The sequence below is a fragment of the Sphingomonas sp. SP3 genome, assembly GCF_058514305.1.
This window is the reverse complement of the sequence record NZ_JBZSOE010000001.1, coordinates 263,637-283,191: the sequence shown is the minus strand read 5'-3', so window position 1 is coordinate 283,191 and position 19,555 is coordinate 263,637. Positions and strand designations below refer to the sequence as shown.

At 64.2% G+C, this 19,555-nt stretch carries 24 protein-coding genes; 3 read left to right on the top strand and 21 right to left on the bottom strand.

The genetic code is table 11. The annotated features are described in order from the left end of the window. Positions 1–4: 4 nt before the first annotated feature. The 20 genes from nuoG to tkt all read right to left on the bottom strand — a co-directional run bounded on the left by nuoG (position 5) and on the right by tkt (position 16,781). Positions 5–2,014: an NADH-quinone oxidoreductase subunit NuoG gene (gene nuoG / locus AC4K8G_RS01630; RefSeq protein WP_491732442.1), complete on the bottom strand. Its 2,010-nt coding sequence runs from the start codon at positions 2,012–2,014 to the stop codon at positions 5–7. Continuing rightward, positions 2,007–2,153 (bottom strand): hypothetical protein, encoded by a 147-nt coding sequence (locus AC4K8G_RS01625; RefSeq protein ID WP_491732441.1) that lies wholly within the window; start codon positions 2,151–2,153, stop codon positions 2,007–2,009. Before AC4K8G_RS01625 ends, nuoG begins: the two co-directional genes overlap by 8 nt. After that, entirely contained in the window at positions 2,150–3,460 is a 1,311-nt protein-coding gene (gene nuoF, locus AC4K8G_RS01620) for an NADH-quinone oxidoreductase subunit NuoF (protein WP_491732440.1), read from the bottom strand. The genes AC4K8G_RS01625 and nuoF overlap by 4 nt, the downstream gene beginning before the upstream one ends. After that, on the bottom strand, positions 3,460–3,603 hold the full coding sequence (locus AC4K8G_RS01615) for a hypothetical protein (RefSeq protein WP_491732439.1): 144 nt from the start codon (positions 3,601–3,603) through the stop codon (positions 3,460–3,462). The genes nuoF and AC4K8G_RS01615 overlap by 1 nt, the downstream gene beginning before the upstream one ends. Continuing rightward, on the bottom strand, positions 3,600–3,746 hold the full coding sequence (locus tag AC4K8G_RS01610) for a hypothetical protein (RefSeq protein WP_491732438.1): 147 nt from the start codon (positions 3,744–3,746) through the stop codon (positions 3,600–3,602). The genes AC4K8G_RS01615 and AC4K8G_RS01610 overlap by 4 nt, the downstream gene beginning before the upstream one ends. Next, entirely contained in the window at positions 3,743–4,432 is a 690-nt protein-coding gene (locus tag AC4K8G_RS01605) for a complex I 24 kDa subunit family protein (RefSeq protein WP_491732437.1), read from the bottom strand. The genes AC4K8G_RS01610 and AC4K8G_RS01605 overlap by 4 nt, the downstream gene beginning before the upstream one ends. Continuing rightward, positions 4,432–4,854: a hypothetical protein gene (locus AC4K8G_RS01600; RefSeq protein WP_491732436.1), complete on the bottom strand. Its 423-nt coding sequence runs from the start codon at positions 4,852–4,854 to the stop codon at positions 4,432–4,434. Before AC4K8G_RS01600 ends, AC4K8G_RS01605 begins: the two co-directional genes overlap by 1 nt. Continuing rightward, positions 4,851–6,122 carry an NADH-quinone oxidoreductase subunit D gene (locus AC4K8G_RS01595; RefSeq protein WP_491732435.1) on the bottom strand — a complete coding sequence of 424 codons (1,272 nt, stop codon included), beginning with the start codon at positions 6,120–6,122 and terminating at the stop codon, positions 4,851–4,853. The genes AC4K8G_RS01600 and AC4K8G_RS01595 overlap by 4 nt, the downstream gene beginning before the upstream one ends. Further along, positions 6,119–6,925, bottom strand: coding sequence for an NADH-quinone oxidoreductase subunit C (locus tag AC4K8G_RS01590; protein WP_491732434.1), 807 nt, complete (start codon positions 6,923–6,925; stop codon positions 6,119–6,121). Before AC4K8G_RS01590 ends, AC4K8G_RS01595 begins: the two co-directional genes overlap by 4 nt. Beyond that, the gene (locus AC4K8G_RS01585; RefSeq protein ID WP_491734385.1) at positions 6,925–7,473 is read right to left on the bottom strand and encodes a NuoB/complex I 20 kDa subunit family protein; all 549 of its coding nucleotides are present in this window, start codon (positions 7,471–7,473) and stop codon (positions 6,925–6,927) included. Before AC4K8G_RS01585 ends, AC4K8G_RS01590 begins: the two co-directional genes overlap by 1 nt. 23 nt (positions 7,474–7,496) lie before the next feature. Next, positions 7,497–7,874 carry an NADH-quinone oxidoreductase subunit A gene (gene ndhC / locus AC4K8G_RS01580; protein ID WP_491732433.1) on the bottom strand — a complete coding sequence of 126 codons (378 nt, stop codon included), beginning with the start codon at positions 7,872–7,874 and terminating at the stop codon, positions 7,497–7,499. Between the two features lie 97 nt (positions 7,875–7,971). Next, entirely contained in the window at positions 7,972–8,877 is a 906-nt protein-coding gene (locus AC4K8G_RS01575; RefSeq protein ID WP_491732432.1) for a hypothetical protein, read from the bottom strand. Beyond that, positions 8,874–9,686 carry an inositol monophosphatase family protein gene (locus AC4K8G_RS01570; protein ID WP_491732431.1) on the bottom strand — a complete coding sequence of 271 codons (813 nt, stop codon included), beginning with the start codon at positions 9,684–9,686 and terminating at the stop codon, positions 8,874–8,876. Before AC4K8G_RS01570 ends, AC4K8G_RS01575 begins: the two co-directional genes overlap by 4 nt. Positions 9,687–9,689: 3 nt before the next feature. Continuing rightward, complete coding sequence (efp, locus tag AC4K8G_RS01565; protein WP_491732430.1) at positions 9,690–10,253, bottom strand: elongation factor P; 564 nt, start codon at positions 10,251–10,253, stop codon at positions 9,690–9,692. Between the two features lie 59 nt (positions 10,254–10,312). Next, entirely contained in the window at positions 10,313–10,921 is a 609-nt protein-coding gene (locus tag AC4K8G_RS01560) for a M23 family metallopeptidase (RefSeq protein ID WP_491732429.1), read from the bottom strand. A gap of 90 nt (positions 10,922–11,011) precedes the next feature. Beyond that, positions 11,012–11,674, bottom strand: a complete 663-nt coding sequence (gene thiE, locus AC4K8G_RS01555; RefSeq protein WP_491732428.1) for a thiamine phosphate synthase — start codon at positions 11,672–11,674, stop codon at positions 11,012–11,014. A 2-nt stretch (positions 11,675–11,676) separates the two neighbouring features. Next, positions 11,677–12,576 carry a fructose bisphosphate aldolase gene (locus tag AC4K8G_RS01550; protein WP_491732427.1) on the bottom strand — a complete coding sequence of 300 codons (900 nt, stop codon included), beginning with the start codon at positions 12,574–12,576 and terminating at the stop codon, positions 11,677–11,679. Continuing rightward, positions 12,573–13,784 carry a phosphoglycerate kinase gene (locus tag AC4K8G_RS01545; protein WP_491732426.1) on the bottom strand — a complete coding sequence of 404 codons (1,212 nt, stop codon included), beginning with the start codon at positions 13,782–13,784 and terminating at the stop codon, positions 12,573–12,575. The genes AC4K8G_RS01550 and AC4K8G_RS01545 overlap by 4 nt, the downstream gene beginning before the upstream one ends. Before the next feature lie 7 nt (positions 13,785–13,791). Beyond that, entirely contained in the window at positions 13,792–14,796 is a 1,005-nt protein-coding gene (gene gap, locus AC4K8G_RS01540) for a type I glyceraldehyde-3-phosphate dehydrogenase (RefSeq protein WP_491732425.1), read from the bottom strand. Next, positions 14,793–16,781: a transketolase gene (gene tkt / locus AC4K8G_RS01535; protein WP_491734384.1), complete on the bottom strand. Its 1,989-nt coding sequence runs from the start codon at positions 16,779–16,781 to the stop codon at positions 14,793–14,795. The genes gap and tkt overlap by 4 nt, the downstream gene beginning before the upstream one ends. A gap of 125 nt (positions 16,782–16,906) precedes the next feature. Here tkt and AC4K8G_RS01530 point away from each other — a divergent pair, with 125 nt between their 5' ends. The 3 genes from AC4K8G_RS01530 (at position 16,907) to AC4K8G_RS01520 (ending at position 18,170) form a co-directional block, all read left to right on the top strand. After that, a complete protein-coding gene (locus AC4K8G_RS01530) occupies positions 16,907–17,080 on the top strand; it encodes a hypothetical protein (RefSeq protein WP_491732424.1) in 174 nt (57 codons plus the stop codon). Further along, a complete protein-coding gene (locus tag AC4K8G_RS01525) occupies positions 17,080–17,400 on the top strand; it encodes a cell division protein ZapA (protein ID WP_491732423.1) in 321 nt (106 codons plus the stop codon). The genes AC4K8G_RS01530 and AC4K8G_RS01525 overlap by 1 nt, the downstream gene beginning before the upstream one ends. Positions 17,401–17,576: 176 nt before the next feature. Then, positions 17,577–18,170, top strand: a complete 594-nt coding sequence (locus AC4K8G_RS01520; protein WP_491732422.1) for a 5-formyltetrahydrofolate cyclo-ligase — start codon at positions 17,577–17,579, stop codon at positions 18,168–18,170. 1 nt (position 18,171) lies between these two features. Here AC4K8G_RS01520 and AC4K8G_RS01515 read toward each other — a convergent pair whose 3' ends face one another. Beyond that, the gene (locus AC4K8G_RS01515; protein WP_491732421.1) at positions 18,172–19,497 is read right to left on the bottom strand and encodes a sugar MFS transporter; all 1,326 of its coding nucleotides are present in this window, start codon (positions 19,495–19,497) and stop codon (positions 18,172–18,174) included. Between the last annotated feature and the right edge of the window lie 58 nt (positions 19,498–19,555).

Here is a 19,555-nt window from a genome sequence, read left to right as displayed (position 1 = left end):
TCGGTCACTCAGCGGCCTCCTGGAAGCTAACGCCCCGCACCAGCTCTTCGGAGCAGCGGTGCATGGTCGGGCTCGCGCGGCAGATGGCGTTGGTCAGGAAGAAATCGGAGATCGGGTAGCGAATCGGACCGCTCGCCTTGGCATCGAGCTTGGGCGCCGACCACGGCAAGTCGATCAACACGTCGCGGCCGAGCTGCGGATATTCCTTGACCATCGCAGCGCGGAGCTGGTCGAAACTGTCGAACGGCAGCTTCTTGCCGGCAAGCTCGCTGACCGCGCGCAGGATCGCCCAATCTTCGCGGGCCTCGCCCGGCGCGAAAGCGGCCTTCTCGCTGCGCTGAACTCGACCTTCGGTGTTGACGTAGGTGCCGTGCTTTTCCGCATAGGCCGCGCCCGGAAGCACAAGATCGGCCTGTTTGGCCCCCTTGTCGCCGTGGTGGCCGATATAGACCTTGAACGCGCCCTCGAACCGATCGGCGGGCATTTCGTCCGCGCCCAGCAGAAGCACCACTTCCGGCTTCGCTGCTTCGAGGTCCGCGAGACCACCAGGCTGCGCATAACCGAGCACCAGCCCGGCCATCCGCGACGCCGAGAAATGCAGAACGTTGTAGCCGTTCCAACCGTCCTTGATCAGGCCGAGGCTATCGACAAGCGCGAGGCTCGCGCCCTGCCCGCCCGCCGCAAGTGCGCCACCGCCGACGATTACCGCCGGGCGCTCGGCTGAAGCAAACGCATCCTTCACGGCCTTCGGCAGCTTGCCGAGCAGCTTCAGGTCGTCGCCCAGCCATTCGACCTTCATCGCAAGGTCGATTTCGGGCCCGACGCCAAACACCTTGCCGCCCTTGCGCGCGACCTTGCGGACGCGGCTGGCGATGAGCGGCGCTTCCCAGCGGATGTTGGTGCCGACGAGGAGTATGACGTCGGCATTCTCGATGCCGGCGATGGTTGAGTTGAAAGCAACCGCGCTCAGGCTCGACGTATCGTAGGTCATGCCCGTCTGGCGGCCCTCGATCAGGGTCGATCCAAGCCCGGCAAGCAGCTTCTTCGCCGCATACATGGTCTCGGCATCGAGCAAGTCGCCCGCAACCGCGGCGACTTTCGATTTCGCCTTCTTCAAGCGGTCGCCAAAGATCTGCAGCGCCTCCGCCCAGCTCGCCTCGCGCAGCTTGTCGGCTTCACGCACCCACGGCCGGTCTAATCGGTTGCGAACCAGCGCGTCGACATGGTGCCGGGTCTTGTCGCTGATCCACTCCTCATTGACGTCTTCGTTGATGCGCGGAAGCACACGCATGACCTGCCGCTGGCGAACGTCGAGCCGGATGTTCGATCCGACCGCGTCCATCACGTCGATGGCGGGCACCTTGCGCAGCTCCCACGGCCGCATTTCGAAGATCTGCGGCTTCTGCAGCAGCGCGCCGACCGGGCATACGTCGGCCAAATTGCCTGACAGTTCGCCCGTCACTGCGTGCTCGAGGTACGTCGTGATCTGGCTGTCCTCACCCCGGTACAGCATGCCGATATCGTCGACGCCGGCGACTTCGCTCGAGAAGCGGATACAGCGCGTGCACTGGATGCAGCGGGTCATCGCGGTCTTGATGACCGGGCCCATATGTTTGTCGTCGATTGCCCGCTTGTTCTCTTCGTAGCGGGTGTAGCTCCGGCCATAGGCCATCGCCTGGTCCTGGAGGTCGCATTCGCCACCCTGGTCGCAGATCGGGCAGTCGAGCGGGTGGTTGATGAGCAGGAACTCCATCACCCCCTCGCGCGCCTTCTTGACCATCGGCGTGTCGGTACGGATCGCCTGGCCGTCAGCGGCAGGTAGTGCGCAGCTCGCCTGAGGCTTGGGCGGGCCAGGCGCCACCTCGACCAGGCACATGCGGCAGTTGCCGGCGATCGAAAGCCGCTCGTGATAGCAGAAGCGCGGGATCTCCTTGCCGGCAAGCTCGCACGCCTGCAGCACGGTCGCGCCCTGCGGGACCTCCAGCTCAACGCCGTCGACGGTGACTTTAGGCATCGTCGCGATCCCCAATCTCTTTCTCGCGCTCGACGCGGACACGCTCGATCGTCGTAATGCTCGGGCGGCTCGACCGCACCGCCAACAGCGCGACGATCGCGACGACGATGAGAATGACGATGATCGTCGTCGTGCTCATTCCGCCGCCTCCAGGAGGCGCTTGCCGGTGCGCTCGGCGATGCGGCGCTCAAGCTCGGGGCGGAAATGGCGGACGAGGCCCTGGATCGGCCAGGCCGCGGCGTCGCCAAGCGCGCAGATGGTATGGCCTTCAACCTGCTTGGTGACGTCGAGCAACTTGTCGATGTCCGCGACTTCGGCGTCGCCTTCGCGGAGGCGCTCCATCATGCGCCACATCCAGCCGGTACCCTCGCGGCACGGCGTGCACTGGCCGCAGCTCTCGTGCTTGTAGAAATAGCTGATGCGGCTGATCGCGCGGACGATGTCGGTCGACTTGTCCATGACGATAACGGCCGCGGTGCCGAGGCCGGAGCCAAGCGCCTTGAGGCCGTCGAAGTCCATCGGCGCGTCCATGATCTCGGCTGCGGGCACCAGCGGGACCGACGACCCGCCCGGGATCACCGCGAGGAGGTTGTCCCACCCGCCGCGAATCCCGCCGGCATGCCGGTCGATCAGCTCGCGGAAGCTGATCCCCATCGATTCCTCGACGACGCACGGGCAATTCACATGACCCGAGATCTGGAACAGCTTGGTGCCTTCGTTCTTCGGGTTGCCGAAGCTCGCGAACCACTCCGGGCTGCGCCGCAGGATGGTCGGGACCACCGCGATGGATTCGACATTGTTGACGGTGGTCGGGCATCCGTAGAGGCCGGCGCCGGCCGGGAACGGCGGCTTCAGCCGCGGTTTGCCCTGCTTGCCCTCGAGGCTTTCGAGCATCGCCATCTCTTCGCCGCAGATGTACGCGCCTGCGCCGCGATGGACGAAAACGTCGAAGTCGAAGCCCGATCCGGCCGCATTCTTGCCGAGCAATCCGGCTTCATAGGCTTCAGCAACAGCACGCCGTAACGCTTCGGTTTCACGGATGAATTCGCCGCGCACGTAGATGTAGGCGGCGCGGCAACGCATGGCGAAACCCGCAATGAGCGCGCCTTCGACCAGCTTGTGCGGGTCATGGCGAAGGATCTCCCGGTCCTTGCAGCTTCCAGGCTCGGATTCGTCAGCGTTGATGACCAGGAAATTGGGTTTGCCGGGCTTGGGCTCCTTGGGCATGAAGCTCCACTTCATCCCGGTGGGGAAGCCGGCGCCGCCGCGACCGCGAAGTCCGGACGCCTTCACCGCGTCGATGATCGCGTCCTGGCCGATCTTCATCAGCCCTTTGGTATTGTCCCAGTCGCCACGCGCCTGCGCCGCCTTCAGGTCCGGACTCTGGAACCCGTAGACGTTGGTGAAGATGCGGTCCTTGTCGCTAAGCGGTCCGGTATAGCCCATCAGCCGAGCCCTCCGCCCTTGGCGAGCAGGTAGATCACGACGACCGCGATGATCGCGATGACGCCGAACTTGATCATCCCGGTAACGAACCGGAAGGCGAGGAACGCGAGCACGACCGCGACGAGGATGGCGACGATCGTCATTTGATCCGCTTATTCCCGAGCTTGTTCTGGGCGAACATCACGATGCCCACGGCGAGCGCGAGAATGATCGCGATCTTGAGCAGGTGCAGCAGGATGCCGCCGAGCAGGATCACCAGGATCACGGCGATGATGACGCCGATCATGCGCCCTCTCCCGGTGTCGCCGTCCATTGCGGGCGGTAATCGTAATTGCGCTCGGCCATCTTCTTGAGGACGGTCGGGCCGCCTTCGGGACAGCTGGTCTTGCGGTCGATCTGCGGTCCGGGCTTGGGCGTCTCGCCGCGCATCAGCGCATCGAGGATCGCGCCCATGCTCTCTTCCGTCAGGTCCTCGTAATTGTCGTCGTTGATCTGGACCATCGGCGCGTTGGCGCAGGCGCCCAGGCACTCGACCTCGGTCAGGGTGAACAGGCCGTCGTTGGTCGTCTTGCCCTCCTTCAGCCCACGCTTCTTGCACGCGGTGAAGACGTCGTCCGACCCCCGCAGCATGCACGGCGTCGTTCCGCACACCTGGACGTGGAAGCGGCCGACCGGGTGCATGTTGAACATGGTGTAGAAGGTCGCGACCTCGAGCACGCGGACGTAGGGCATGTCGAGTTCTTTCCCGACATATTCCATCACCGGAATCGGCAGCCAGCCCTGCGTGTTGGTTTCCGCGCCGACCTGGCGCTGGGCAAGGTCGAGCAGCGGAAGCACCGCCGACTGCTGACGACCCGCCGGATAGCGCGCGATGATTTCCTTCGCGGCCTTCGCATTGGCGTCGGTCCAGGCGAAGCCTTCCCAGCGCGCGCGCTCGGCCGCGTCGTCGATAAAGGAGCCTTGGCCAGCCATTAATGCGCCCCTAGCAGCTGGAAGAGCGCGACCTTATCGTCGAGCAACATCACACGAAATTTCGAATCGTGAATTTGACCAGATGCTATGCAGTGCATCGTCCCGTCAAAGGCAGACGGAACTCCCTGAGCCTTCTCTAAAGCAGCATTTGTCTCTTTTCGAATGGCTGCAGTCGCTTCGGGACTGTACGCAAGGGTATCCAAGGTGCAGGCGGCAAAGGGGTTCGGTTCCTTTGGATCCAGAGCTTCCGTCATGTGGAAGCCCATGTCTCCAGAAACGACCACCGCATCCTTCGTTACGAGACGCCTGGCGCTTGCAGGCTCCTTTATGAATGCTTCCACGAACTGACGAGCCAAGACAAGCTTCGACGGTCCATCCGGAACGGCCACTGAAACCGCAATGGCAAGCAGTGCCCCAATCACCGGTCCACCTCCCCAAACACGACGTCGATCGCAGAGAGAACCGCGGTCGTGTCCGCGAGCATGTGGCCCTTCATCATGAAATCCATCGCCTGGAGATGGCTGAACCCAGTCGGGCGGATCTTGCAGCGATAGGGCTTATTGGTGCCGTCGGCGACGAGGTAGACGCCGAACTCGCCCTTGGGGCTTTCGGTCGCGACATAAACCTCGCCCGCGGGCACGTGATAGCCCTCGGTGTAGAGCTTGAAGTGATGGATCAGCGCTTCCATCGACGTCTTCATCTCGGCGCGGCTCGGCGGGAACACCTTGCGGTCGTCGGTCGCGACCGGCCCTGACGGCATTTCCTTGAGGCACTGGCGCATGATCTTCGCCGATTGGCGCACTTCCTCCACGCGAACCATGAAGCGGTCGTAGCAGTCGCCGCGCGTGCCGACCGGGATCTCGAAGTCCATCCGGTCGTAGACTTCGTAGGGCTGCGACCGGCGGATATCCCATGGGATGCCGGCGGCGCGGATCATCGGACCGGAGAAGCCCCAGGCGATCGAATCTTCCTTGCTGACGGTGCCGATGTCGACGTTGCGCTGCTTGAAGATGCGGTTGTCGGCGACAAGGCTGATCGCGTCCTCGAAAAGCTGGAAGCGGTTGTCGAGCCAGTCCTGCAGATCGACCAGCATCTTCTCGGTCAGGTCATACCGAACGCCGCCGACGCGGAAGTAATTGGCGTGCATCCGCGCGCCCGACGCCCGCTCGTAGAACTGGAGCGTGTCTTCGCGGATTTCGAACAACCACAGGTTCGGCGTCATCGCGCCGACGTCCATGATGTGGCTGCCGAGGTTGAGCATATGATTGGAGATGCGGGTCAGCTCCGCCATCAGCACCCGGATATATTGGGCGCGAAGCGGGATCTCGAGGCCCATCAGCTTCTCGATCGCAAGCACGAAGCTATGCTCCATGCACATCGGCGAGCAGTAATCGAGCCGGTCGAAGTAGGGCAGCGCCTGCGCGTACGTCTTGTACTCGATCAGCTTCTCGGTGCCGCGGTGGAGCAGCCCGATATGCGGATCGACGCGCTCGACGATTTCGCCGTCCAGCTCCATGATCAGCCGGAGCACGCCGTGCGCTGCCGGGTGCTGGGGCCCGAAGTTGATCGTGTAGTTGGAAATTTTGTCGTCGCCGGCCGTGCGCGCATGGCCGATCGGTTCGCCTTCCGACGCGCCGCCGACATTCACTTCGACCTTGCGAGTCTTTGGGCGAGTGCGGGTGTCGGTCATGACTTACGACCCCGCGGCTTCTTGCTGACCTCGCTCGCGGCCTTGGCCGCTCGCGGCTTGCGCGCTTCCTTTGTCGCCTGAGCGTTTGCAGGAGCGCCACCACCGGTCTGCGCCGGCGTGTCGGTCGTTTTCGGGGTCGCCGCTGGAGTTTTCACGTTCTGAGGCGTTGTCGCGGTCGGCGCCGGCGCCGGAGACGGCGCGCCGGGCGCTTCGCCAACGGCTTTCTCGTCACCGGGGAGCACATATTGCGCGCCTTCCCACGGCATGAGGAAGTCGAAACCCCGGAAGTCCTGCGGAAGCGAGACTGGCTCGTAGACCACGCGCTTTTCCGCCTCCGAGTAGCGCAGCTCGACATGGCCGGTCAGCGGGAAGTCCTTCCGCTGCGGATAGCCCTCGAACCCATAGTCGGTGAGGATCCGGCGGAGATCCGAATTGCCGGCGAAGGTGACACCGTACATGTCGAACACTTCGCGCTCGAGCCATCCGGCGACCGGCCACAGCGAGGTCACGCTGGGCACAGGGGTCGCTTCGTCGGTTGCGACATGAACCCGAACGCGATGATTCTTCGTCAGCGACAGCAGGCAGTAAACGACCTCGAACCGCTCCGCGCGGTCGGGATAGTCGACGCCGGCGATCTCCATCAGCTGCTGGTATTCGTGGCTATCACGAAGCGACTTCATCACCCCGATCAGGTCGTCGCGCGCCACGTCGAACGCCGTCTCCAACCCGGGGCGCGGCTTTGCCTTGGCGAGCTTGGCGAGCGACGCGGGGGCGTCGGCATAAAGGGGCGCTGCGGATGCCATCAGCGGGTGATCGTCCCTTCGCGGCGGATCTTCCGCTGCAATTGCATGATGCCGTAGAGTAAAGCCTCAGCAGTCGGCGGACAGCCGGGCACGTAGATGTCGACCGGCACGATGCGGTCGCAGCCGCGCACCACCGAATAGCTGTAATGGTAATAGCCGCCACCGTTGGCGCAGCTGCCCATCGAGATCACGTAACGCGGCTCGCTCATCTGGTCGTAGACGCGGCGAAGCGCGGGAGCCATCTTGTTGCAGAGGGTCCCGGCGACGATCATCACATCGGACTGGCGCGGGCTCGCGCGAGGCGCGGCGCCGAACCGCTCGAGATCGTAGCGCGGCATATTCACGTGGATCATCTCGACCGCGCAGCACGCCAGACCGAACGTCATCCACCACAGGGATCCGGTGCGCGCCCAGGTGAACAGATCCTCGGCCGTGGTGACCATGAACCCCTTCTCGTTCAAGGACTGGCGAAGCTCTTCGAGTTTCTTCTGGTCGACTTCTCCGGGGACGAGGCCGGCGATCCGCGCGAGTTCTTCCTCGGTCGGCATCCGGTCTTCGTTGGGGCTCAGCATTACTCCCATTCGAGCGCCCCTTTCTTCCACGCATAAGCGAGCCCCAGGGCAAGCTCGGCGAGGAACAGCATCATCGCTGCCCAACCCGAAATGCGCGTGAAATCGAGGCTGACCGCCCACGGAAACAGGAAAGCCGCTTCGAGGTCGAAGACGATGAACAGGATGGCGACGAGGTAAAAGCGCACATCGAACTCCGCGCGCGCATCCTCAAAGGCGGGAAATCCGCACTCATATTCGCTGAGCTTGGCCGGGTCGGGCCGATGCGTTCCCGTCAGACGCGCGACCAGCATGGGCAGCACGACAAAGCCCGTCGACAGGCCGAGGGCCACGATCAGGAACAGCAGGATCGGCAGGTAGCCTGCGGCGACGCTAGCCAAGGGGAAACTCCGAAGGTCTGAAACTTGGCGGGGGCTTTAGGACAGCGACCCGCAGGCCGCAACACCGGTGGCGAAGGAAAACCGGCCCATTTGCGGCTTATTCGGGGGTGCAATCGTCTTTCAGCGGCACCGCAATGATCGGTGTGCCCGTCGTGCGCTTGAAATCCGCCTTGTCGAGAGTCGCCCAGCCCGAATCCGCGACGATGAGCAACCGCTTTCCGTCGAAGGCGATCTGGGTCGGATCGGGCAGCGTGTAATCGCCCAACGGCTGGCCGAACTCGATGCCGGTCGTGGTCCGGGCGATCGACACCAGCAGGCCGGGCGCCGCGCCATTGTAGATGCCATAATAAGTGGCACCGCAGCGGGTTAGGCCATCGATTCCGCGGAGCGGCTTTCGGTCCTGGCGCGGAAGCAGGGTCCGCGTCCCGCTGTCGAGGTCCACGACACCGATGCCCTGGCTGTAGTCGGCAACCATCAACTGCTTGCCGTCAGTGTCCATTGTGGTGCCCTGCCCGCTCTTGCCGACCCCAGGCTCGATCACCGGCGAAAGGCTGTAGCCGTCGGTGCTCAGGCGATAGACCGCGCCATTCTGGCTATCGCTGACGAAAACCCCCGCGTCGGACGCGGACACGTCGCCAGGGTGGAAGCTGCCGCTGGCCGGCGCGATGCGGGTCATCACCTTTCCGCTTGCGTTGAGCGCGATGAGCGCGCCGCGGTCGCACGCCGTGATCGCCGGAACGCCCGGCGGGCAATCGGCCGCGACCCACAGGCGCTTGCGCGTGGAGTCCCACGCAACTGCGAACGGATGGAGAGGCGCCGGAAGAGTCGCCAGCGTCCTGCAACTCTTCTTGCAGGCTAGGATTTGCCGATCGAGGATGCTCGACACCCAGATGGTCGTGCCGTCGCTTGCAACGCCTTCCACGAGACGATGCTTGGGGTCGATCGTCAGCACCGTCACAGGCTGCGCCGTCGCGGCAGCTGCGAGCAGGGCGGCGAGGATCACCTGAGCGCTCCGGCAACCAGCTTTTGAAGCTTGTTGTGGATGTAGCCCGATCCCGCGACATATTCGCGCCGCTCGAATGAACGGTCGCCACCGCGGTAATCGGTTACGAAGCCTCCGGCTTCCTTCACGAGGAGGATGCCCGCGGCCGTGTCCCACACATCGAGGTCGTCTTCCCAGAAGCCGTCCATCCGGCCCGCAGCGACCCAGGCAAGATCGAGCGACGCAGCGCCGAAGCGGCGCACGCCGGACACCTGCGGCGCGACGGCATTGTAGATCTTCGACCAGCTTTCGGCATCGCCACGGCCAAGGTGGGGAATTCCCGTACCGATCAGGCTTTCGAAGAGATCGCGGCGAGCTGACACGCGAAGCCGCGCATCCTGAAGCCACGCGCCACGGCCCTTCTCCGCCCAATAGCTGTCGTCGGTCAGGGGCTGGTATACGAGTGCCTGCGTGATTTCCGTCCCGCCACCCGGTTTCTTCTCCTCGACTGCAATCGAGATAGCGAAGTGGGGAACGCCGTGCAGGAAGTTGGTCGTGCCATCGAGCGGATCGACGATCCATCGCGGCTTGTCCGGGTTACCCTCGATTGCCCCGCCCTCTTCGAGCAGCATGCCCCAGTCGGGACGCGCGTTGCGAAGCTCCTCGACCAGCGTTTGCTCGGCCCTCTTGTCGGCCATCGATACGAAGTCGGCCGGCCCCTTGCGGCTGACCTGGAGCTGCTCGACCTCACCAAAATCGCGGCGCAGGCGCGGCGCCGCCTTGCGCGCGGCGCGCTGCATGACGGTGATCAGGCCGGAGTGCGAGACCATGGATTAGTCCGCGCGGCGGACGTAGGTGCGCTCGTAGACGTCGACGACGATCTTCGTTCCGCTCGTGATGTGTGGCGGGACGAGCACTTTTACCCCGTTGTCGAGCACTGCGGGCTTGTAGGAAGAGCTCGCTGTCTGGCCCTTCACGACCGCGTCGGCTTCGACGATCGTCGCTTCGACCTGGTCGGGCAGCTGAACGCTAATCGGCCGCTCGTTGTAGAGCTCCATCACCACGTCCATGCCGTCCTGAAGGAAGGCGGCCGGCTCGCCGAGCAGATCCTCGGGCAGGGAAACCTGCTCGTAGGTATCCTTGTCCATGAACACGAGCATGTCGCCGTCATGGTACAGGTATTGGAAGTCCTTAGTGTCGAGGCGGACGCGCTCGACCGTTTCGGCGGAGCGGAAGCGAACGTTGGTCTTACGGCCGTCGATGAGGTTCTTCATCTCGACCTGCATGTAAGCGCCGCCCTTGCCGGGCTGGGTGTGCTGGATCTTCACGGCGCGCCAAATGCCGCCTTCATATTCGATGATGTTGCCGGGACGGATGTCCACGCCGCTGATCTTCATGGGATCGCTTACCTGCTTAGACTGAATGGAAAGAGCCGCGGCAGCCCCTAGCGCCAACCCTATTTTCCGGCAAGCAGCGGATAGGGATTGATCGGCGTTCCATTCCACCAGCGCTCACCTGCCGCCATGCGGTTGATGGCGAAGTGAAGGTGTGGGCCAGCAGCATTGGCGTCGCCGGTATGGCCGACGCGGGCGATCACTTGCCCCCGTTTCACCTCCTGCCCCTCGGCAAGGCCAGGCGCGTAGGCTGACAGGTGGGCGTAATAGTAAATCCAGTTCTGGTCGGCTGAGCGCTCGTAGATGGTGATCCCGCCGCGAACGCTGTTGAACAACTTCTCGATCCTGCCGTCCGCTGCGGCGATGACCGGTGTCCCCTCACCCGCCATAATGTCGATCGCGTCGTGCCGCCGCCCCTGCCCGCGCGCATCGTCATAGGTATCGGAGAGCTGCCCGGCCTTGATGCCGACCACCGGAATCGCGAGCCCGGTCGGGCTGACCTCGACCTGCTGCGCAACGACGACCGGCGGCGCATTTTCCGGCTTCACGGCGACGACATTGCCGCTGCGCTCAACCTCTGGCCGGGACTGCGGAACAGTCCCGTAGAACCAGATCCAGAAAAAGCTTGTGGCGACCGCCGTCAGGAATGCGGTGGCGACGATCTTCGTCATGCTCGGCAACTCTCGTGTGGTGAACGTTGTCCAGCTGCAACGATGAAAGGGGCGAGAGTTTCCGCCCCGCGCTCTACGCCCCGAGGCGGATCAGCCGAGAACGTCCTTGAATGCCAGAACCGCGGCTGCCGGATCGTCCTTCCCCCACACCGCCTGGACCACGGCGAGGAAGTCCGCGCCGGCATCGACCAGCGGCTTGGCGTTGTCGGGTGTGATGCCCCCGATCGCGACGCAGGGGATTTCGAACAGGGTCGACCACCAGGTCAGGATCGACGGGTCGGGACGATAGTTCGAGGGCTTGGTCGTGGTCGGATAGAAAGCGCCGAAGGCGACGTAGTCAGCCCCGGCCTCGCCCGCCTCCATCGCGAAGTGACGACTGTCGTGGCAGGTCTTGCCGATCTGCGCAGATGGCCCGAGCAAAGCACGGGCCTCGCGCACGTCACCATCGCTCTGCCCCAGATGGACGCCGTCGGCTCCGAGCCGCTTGGCTAGCGCCATGCTGTCATTGACGATGAAGGCGACGTTCGCGTCGGCGCATATCCGCTGGAGCGGCTCGGCTAAGCGCGCGAGCTTATGCTCCTCCATGTCCTTGACGCGCAACTGGAAGGCGGTGGCGATTCCAGGCTCGAGCGCCGCTTTCAGCCGGTCCGGAAACGCACCAGTCACTTCAGGCGGGCTGACCAGGTAAAGCTGGCAAGAGCCGCGCTCGGTAGGCGCGAATGCCTCCGCGAAATCTCGGGCAACCTCGTCCAAGATCAGGCCGGAACCTTCGTGGTCGACGCGTCGTAGATTTCATTGATCGCGCCGCCGAGCGTGCGATCGAATTCCTCGTCGCTCTGTTGCACGCGAAGGTCGGAAAGCAGTGCTCGGCTGAAGCTGGCGATCATGCCGGGATTCTTGGCAAGCTCGGCGCACGCCTCCGCACGGCTAAAGCCGCCGGATAGCGCAACCACCTTCAGGACCTTGGGGTGCATAACCAAGCTCTCAAATTTGCCCGCTTCGGCCGGGATCGAGAGCTTCAGCATGACGCGCTGGCCTTCGGCCAACTCGTCGAGCTCTTCGAGGATGGCCGTGAGCAGCAGGTCATCGCACTCGGCGCGCTCCGGGCTCTTGATGTTCACTTCGGGCTCGATGATCGGGACCAGGCCGTGGGCGAGTACCTGCCGCGCAACCTGGAATTGCTGCGCCACGAGCACGGCAACACCAGCAGTGTTCGCCGAATTGATCACCGAACGCTCCTTCGTGCCGAACACGCCGAGCGACTTCGCTCGTTCGAGCAAGGCATCGAGGTCCGGCATCGGCTTCATCATTTGAACGCCGTTTTCCTCGTCCTCCAGGCCCTTGTCGATTTTGATGAAGGGCACGACGCCAAGGTCGATCAGCGCCTGCGGCGTCGGCTTGCCGTCGACCGTGCCATCCATCGTCCGCTCGAACAGGATCGCGCCGATCACCTTGCCGCTACCGAAGCACGGCGACTTGATGATCCGCGAGCGCATCTCGTGGATCAGTCCGAACATTTCCTCGTCGCCGCTCCATGTGCCTTCTTCGACGCCATAGCCTTTGAGCGCCTTGGGCGTGGACCCGCCCGACTGGTCGAGCGCGGCAATGAAGCCGTCGCCACGTTCGATCTTCGCCATCATGTCCGAGTGATTCATTTCGATCCCTGTTCCAGTGCAGCGACGCCCGGAAGCGTACGCCCTTCCATCCATTCAAGAAACGCCCCGCCCGCGGTGGAAACGAAGCTGATATCATCGGCCACACCCGCGTGGTTGAGCGCGGCGACGGTGTCGCCGCCGCCCGCGACAGATACGAGCGACGCTTCCTTTGTGAGCGCGGCGACGGTCTTCGCAAGCGCCACCGTGGCAGTATCGAACGGCGGCGTTTCAAAGGCGCCCAAGGGCCCGTTCCACACCAGCGTGCGACAGTTCTTCAACACGTCGCCAAGCGCCTCAACCGCGGCCGGGCCTACGTCGAGGATCATCTCGTCCGGCTCGACCTCGTGCACGTTGCAGGTGCGCATGCTTGGCGGGTTGGCGGCGAATTCCTTCGCGACGACCACATCGTAGGGCAGGTGAATGGTGCAGCCGGCGGCCTCGGCTCGCTCGAAGATCGCCTCGGCCTCACCGGTCAAATCATGCTCGCACAGACTCTTGCCGACATTCACCCCGCGCGCAGCGAGGAAGGTGTTGGCCATACCGCCGCCGATGATCAAATGGTCGACCTTCCCCACCAGGTGGCCGAGCACGGCAAGCTTGGTCGAGACCTTGGCGCCGCCCACGACCGCGGCAACCGGTCGTTCGGGGTTGCCAAGCGCCCGTTCGAGCGCGTTGAGCTCCGCCTGCATTGCGCGGCCTGCGAAGCTCGGCAGGTAATGGGTGATCCCTTCCGTCGATGCATGCGCTCGGTGCGCGGTCGAGAAAGAATCGTCGACATAATAGTCGCCGAGCGCCGCCATCGCCTTCGCCAACTCGGGGTCGTTCTTTTCCTCACCCGCATGGAAGCGCGTATTCTCCAGCACGCCGATATTGCCCGGAAGCATGGTCGCGATCGCGCGCGCCGCCTCGGGTCCCTGGCAATCTTCAATGAACCGCACTGACCTGGCGGCAAGCCGGTGAATGGGCAGCACGAGCTGCGCGGTCGACATGTCAGGGCGAACTTCGCCCTTGGGCCGGCCAAAATGCGATAGCAAAAGCACGATCGCGCCCCGGTCGCTCAATTCCAGCACCGTCGGAAGCATTGCCCGCAAGCGCGTGTCGTCGGTCACCTTCGCGCCATCCATCGGCACGTTGAGGTCGACGCGAACGAGCACGCGCTTGCCGGCCAGATCCTCTGGCAGGTCGTCGAGTGTCTTGAAGCCGGCCACTGTCGCCTTAGAGCTTGCCCATCGCCGCCGCCGTGTCGAGCATGCGGTTCGAGAAGCCCCATTCATTATCGTACCAGCTGACGACGCGAACCAGCTTGCCGTCGATCACCGCGGTTTCGAGGCTGTCGATGGTCGAGCTCGCGCTGGTGTGCTGGAGGTCGATCGAGACCAAAGGTTCGTCGGTGTACTCGAGAATGCCCTTGAGCCGCTCCGTTTCCGACGCGGCCTTGAGGATCTGGTTCACTTCATCACGTGTCGTGTCGCGCTTCGGCGTGAAGGTCAGGTCGACCAGGCTGACGTCCGGCGTCGGCACGCGGATCGCCGAGCCATCGAGCTTGCCTTTCAGCTCGGGTAGAACCTCGCCAACCGCACGGGCGGCACCGGTGGTGGTCGGGATCATCGACATAGCCGCAGCGCGCGCCCGCCGCAGGTCGGAGTGGATCTGGTCGAGGATCTTCTGGTCGTTGGTGTAGGCGTGGACCGTGGTCATCAGCCCCCGCTCGATGCCGAGCGCATCGTTCAACACCTTGGCAATCGGCGCGAGGCAATTGGTCGTGCACGAGGCGTTGGAGACGATCTTGTGCTCTGCGGTGAGCTTGTCGTCATTGACGCCGTAGACGACGGTCAGGTCGACGCCCTTGGCCGGAGCCGAGATGAGGACCTTCTTCGCACCCGCGTCGATATGCTTTTGCGCGCTCTCGCGGTCGGTGAAGAAGCCGGTGCATTCGAGCGCGATGTCGACGCCGTTCGCCTTGTGCGGGAGGTTGGCGGGGTCGCGCTCCGCCGTCACCTGGATGCGCTTGCCGTTGACGACGATATCATTGCCGTCGGTCGTCACTTCGCCCGGGAATTTCCCGTGCACGCTGTCGTGCTTGAACAGCCAGGCGTTCGACTTGGCATCGGCCAGGTCGTTGACGCTCACCAGCTCCAGCCCGCAATCGGGCCGCTCGAGGATCGCCCGAGCGACCAGCCGGCCGATGCGGCCGAAGCCGTTGATTGCAACTTTGGTCATGCAATTTCCCTTTGTTTCATCTGCTCCAGCACCCGGCCCACGATCGCATCTGGGGTGAGCCCGAAATATTTGTAAGCGTCCGGCGCCGGCGCGGAGACGCCGAACCGGTCGATCCCGATCCTCAAGCCATGAAGCCCGGTGTAGCGCTCCCACCCGAACGTCGTCCCCGCCTCGATCGAGACGCGCAGGATCTGGCGGTTGCTGACGTCGGGCAGGATTTCCTCGCGGTAATCCCACGGCTGCGCATCGAACCGCTCGGTGCACGGCATGGAGACGACGTCGGTGCCGATCCCCTGCCCGTCCAATTGCTCGGCAACGGCGAGCGCAATCTCCACCTCCGACCCCGTCGCAAGGATGATCACCTTGCGAGGATTTTCGGCCGACTTCAGCCGATAGGCGCCACGCGCGCAGAGGTTTTCGTCCGACTTGGCCGTGCGGACGGGCTTCACATTTTGCCGGGTCAGCGCGAGCACAGACGGGCCGTCGCTCTGGAGCGCGAGCGCCCAGCATTCGGCGGTCTCCACCGCGTCGGCGGGGCGATAAACTTCGAGCTGCGGCATCGCGCGCAGGCTCTGCAGATGCTCGATCGGCTGGTGGGTCGGGCCGTCTTCGCCAAGCCCGATCGAATCGTGGGTCATGACGTAGATCACCCGTGCATTCTGGAGTGCGCTCAGGCGGATCGCGGGGCGGGCATAGTCGGTGAACACCAGGAAGGTGCCGCCATACGGGATCACGCCGCCGTGCAGCGCCATGCCGTTCATCGCCGCAGCCATGCCGAACTCGCGAATGCCGTAATAGATATAGCGGCCGCCGTAATTGTCGGCCGTCAGCGGCTCGAGCGCCTTCGTCTTGGTATTGTTCGATCCGGTGAGGTCGGCCGAGCCCCCGATCGTGGCGGGAAGCGCGACGTTGATCGCCTCCAGAGCCATCTCCGACGCCTTGCGCGTCGCGACCGGCTTCAAATCGGCGAGCAGCTTGTCGAGATATGGCTTCAGCCAGTTGTCGCTGACCTTGCCGTTGATTCGGCTCAGGAATTCGACCTTGCAATCGCTGGCGTCGAGCCGGTCCTTCCACGCCGCATGATCGACCGCGCCGCGCTTGCCGACGGTACGCCAGGCGGTCAGCACGTCGTCGGGAACCTCGAACGGCGGCAGGTCCCAGCCAAGCTCGACGCGGGCCGCGGCAATCTCTTCGGCGCCGAGCGCGGCACCGTGGGTCGCGGCGGTGCCCTGCTTGTTCGGCGCCCCATAGCCGATGATGGTCTTGCAGCGGATCAGGCTCGGGCGCGGATCCGCAAGTGCTTCCTTGATCGCGCGGTCGACGTCGTTGGTGTCGAGCCCATCGCATTCGCAAGTGTGCCACTGCGCGGCCTGGTGGCGCGCGACGACGTCCTCGTTGCGCGACAGTTCGGCGGCGCCATCGATGGTGATGTCATTGTCGTCCCAGAGGACGATCAGGCGCCCGAGCTTGAGATGGCCGGCAAGGCCGATCGCCTCATGGTTGACGCCTTCCATCAAGCAACCGTCGCCGGCGATGACGAAGGTGTGGTGATCGACGAGATCGTCGCCATAGACCGCATTCAAATGGCGCTCGGCCACGGCCATGCCGACCGCCATCGCGACGCCCTGCCCTAGCGGGCCGGTAGTGACTTCAACGCCGGCTAGCTCGAAATTCTCAGGATGTCCGGCGGTCGGCGATCCGAGCTGGCGAAAGCGCTTGATGTCCTCGATCGTCGGGCGGTCGTAACCGGCGAGATAGAGCAGCGCATAAATCAGCATCGACCCGTGACCGGCGGACAGGATGAACCGGTCTCGATCGGGCCAATGCGGGTCGGATGCGTCGAACTTCAGATGCCGCGTGAACAAGGAGGTCGCCGCGTCGGCCATGCCCATAGGCATTCCCGGATGGCCGCTGTTGGCGGCCTCGACGGCATCCATCGCGAGTGCGCGAATGGCGTTGGCGAGGCGGCGATCGGTCGGCTGCATCGAGGCTCCGGCAATGGGGTTCATGCCGCCTCAAGGACTCATGGCGGCGGCGCGGTTCCTTTGTCCGGTGAGCCGTTCCGCGTCAACGCTTGCCCGGAATCGCCAAAGTGCGTAGCGAATTGAAAATGGACGATGGAGCCCTTGGATCGGCGCTGGATCGCGCGGAGCGCGCCTTGCAGCGGGTCGAGCGTGCGCTCGCCAATCGCCAGCCCGCAGAGAATCGCGATGAGGAGCTCCGCGCCAAGGTGCGGGAGGTCGTCGAAGAGCTCGACGAACTCATTCGGAGCGCGGCCGCCTGATGTCCGCGCTGGTCGACCTCAATATCGCCGGGCGCACCTACCAGGTCGCGTGCCGCGAAGGGGAAGAAGAGAATTTGCGCACGGCCGCCCGCCTGGTCGATGGCAAGAGCCGCGAGGCGCTGTCGGGTCTCGGGACCCTGTCCGAAGCACGCCAATTCCTGTTTGCCTCGCTGCTGCTCGCCGATCAGCTCATCGACAAGCGCCCCGAGGCAGCAATTCCCGCTGGGCCAGACCCCGCGCTTGCTGCGCGCGCCGAAGCGCTCGCATCGCGCCTCGAATCGCTCGCAGAAGCCCTTGAGCGCGAGGGCGCCAACCCCTAGATAGTCCGGCGACGGGTACTGCCAGGTACGTAGCCAACAAAATCCCTGAGGCTATTCTTCATCCTAGGGAGTTGTCCCTGCCCGGATCTTGGTCCGGATCACATGACCCCCACCTGACGTTTGTGGCGTCAGAGGATTTCCGGCAAACGGCCATGATGGTCCCGTCACCTCCCTTTTTGGACAGTCCCCTGCCTGAGATGGGCCCGCTCTCGAAGGAGTCGCTGCGCCGCGCCGCGTTGGATGCGCGCAAGGCCTTCGTCCGGACCCTGAGCGATGCGGACCGCGCGCGGCTCGAGCAGAAGCTCGCCCAGCACCTGACCTCCCTGTTTGCAGGCGTCTCGGTCGTCGCCGGTTATCATCCGCTCGGCTCCGAGATCAGCCCCTTGCCCGCAATGGAGGAAGCCCGCGCAGTCGGCGCGATCGTCGCCTTCCCCTGCTTCTCCAACCCCGCCAAGCCGTTCAAATTCCTGGCCGGCGACCCGCTCGAACCAGGTCCGTTCGGCATCATGCAGCCCGCAAAGCGGCACCCTACGGTCGAGCCCGATCTCGTCCTCGTCCCGCTGATCGCGATTGACGGCAGCGGCACCCGCCTCGGGCGTGGCAAGGGCCATTACGACCGGGCGCTGACCCGCCTACGCAAGAGCAAGGCGCGGCTGGTCGGCGTCGGCTGGACGCTTCAGCGGCTGACGGAGACCATCCCCGCCGACGATTGGGACGTGCCGCTCGACGCCTTCGCTTCGCCCGACGGCGTCGAAATCTTCAAGCGCTGACTTAGGCGGTCAGCGCCTTCATCACCGGCCCTTCCGCTGGTCGCCGGGCGTAGATGCCGAAGGCGCAAATGACCGCGTAGCAGAGTGCGGGCAGCAGAAGTGCGAAGTGCAGGCTTCCCGACTTGTCCGCCAGCATGCCGGTCATGACCGGAACCACCGCGCCGCCGAAGATGGCGATGTTGATGATGCCCGATCCGTCTGCGGCGCGCGGTCCCAGCTTCTCGCAGGCGAGGCTGAAGATCGTCGGGAACATGATCGAGTTCATCAGGCCGATGGCGAGCAGGCTGTAAGCCGAGGTTGTTCCCGTGGTGTTGGCCGAGATGAGGATCAGCAGGATCGCGCCCGTCGCCAAGGTCGCGAGGATCTTGCCCGGGCTGAGGATGCGCAGGAAGTAGGATCCGATGAAGCGGCCGACCATCGCCCCGCCCCAATAGAAGGCGACCATCTTGCCGGCCGTCAAAGCGGTGCCCCCAAGCACGTCCGGCTGCGTCAGATAATTCACGATCAGCGACCCGATTGAAACCTCGCCACCAACGTAAAGGAAGATGCACAGAGCGCCGAACCCGAAGCGCGGGCGCTGGAGGAGCGAGAAACCGGCGAGCGGCGAGCTGTGGTCGTGCTTCTCGCCCGGAAGCTTGTTGCGGAATGCCCAGACGACCGCTGCGATCACCGCCAGCGCGACGGCAAGGCCGATGTAGGTCGTCACGATCGCGTGGGTTTCGTCGGTTCGATACCGGTCCAGCGCCGCGCCCGAGAGCTGTGAAGCGGTAACGCCGGCAAGGCCGCCGAGGATCAACGCCGATCCGATCGGCGGAAAGATGGTGGTGCCGAGACTGTTGAAGGCCTGGGCGAATGTGAGGCGGCTATGCACCGTCTTGGGCGCGCCCAGGAGGCTGATTAGCGGGTTGGAGACGACCTGGACGATCACCACGCCGCTGGCGAGGATGAAGAGCGCGAAGAGGAACAGGCCATAAGTGGCCGTGCGGCTGGCAGGAATGAACAGCAGGCAACCGACCATCATCGTCAGCAGGCCTGCCACCGCGCCGCGCATGTAACCGATTTTCTTTACGAGCTGAGCGCCCGGAATACCGATCACCAGGTAAGCGGTGAAGAAGCAGAACTGGATCAGCATCGCCTGCGTGTAGTTGAGCGTGAACAGCTCTTTCAGCTTGGGGATGATGACGTCGTTGAGGCTGGTGATGCCGCCGAAGATGAAGAAAAGCGCCATCACGAAGTAGCGCAGGTTCGGGGCGTCAACGCCGCCGTCGGGCAGGTCTACCGTAGAGGTATTGGCTTCACCTTCAGTCGGTTGCGTTGCGATGACCATCAGCTCTCCCCTGGTTGTCAGCGCCCGGTGTAATGGCTTTCAACCGATGGGCAACCGC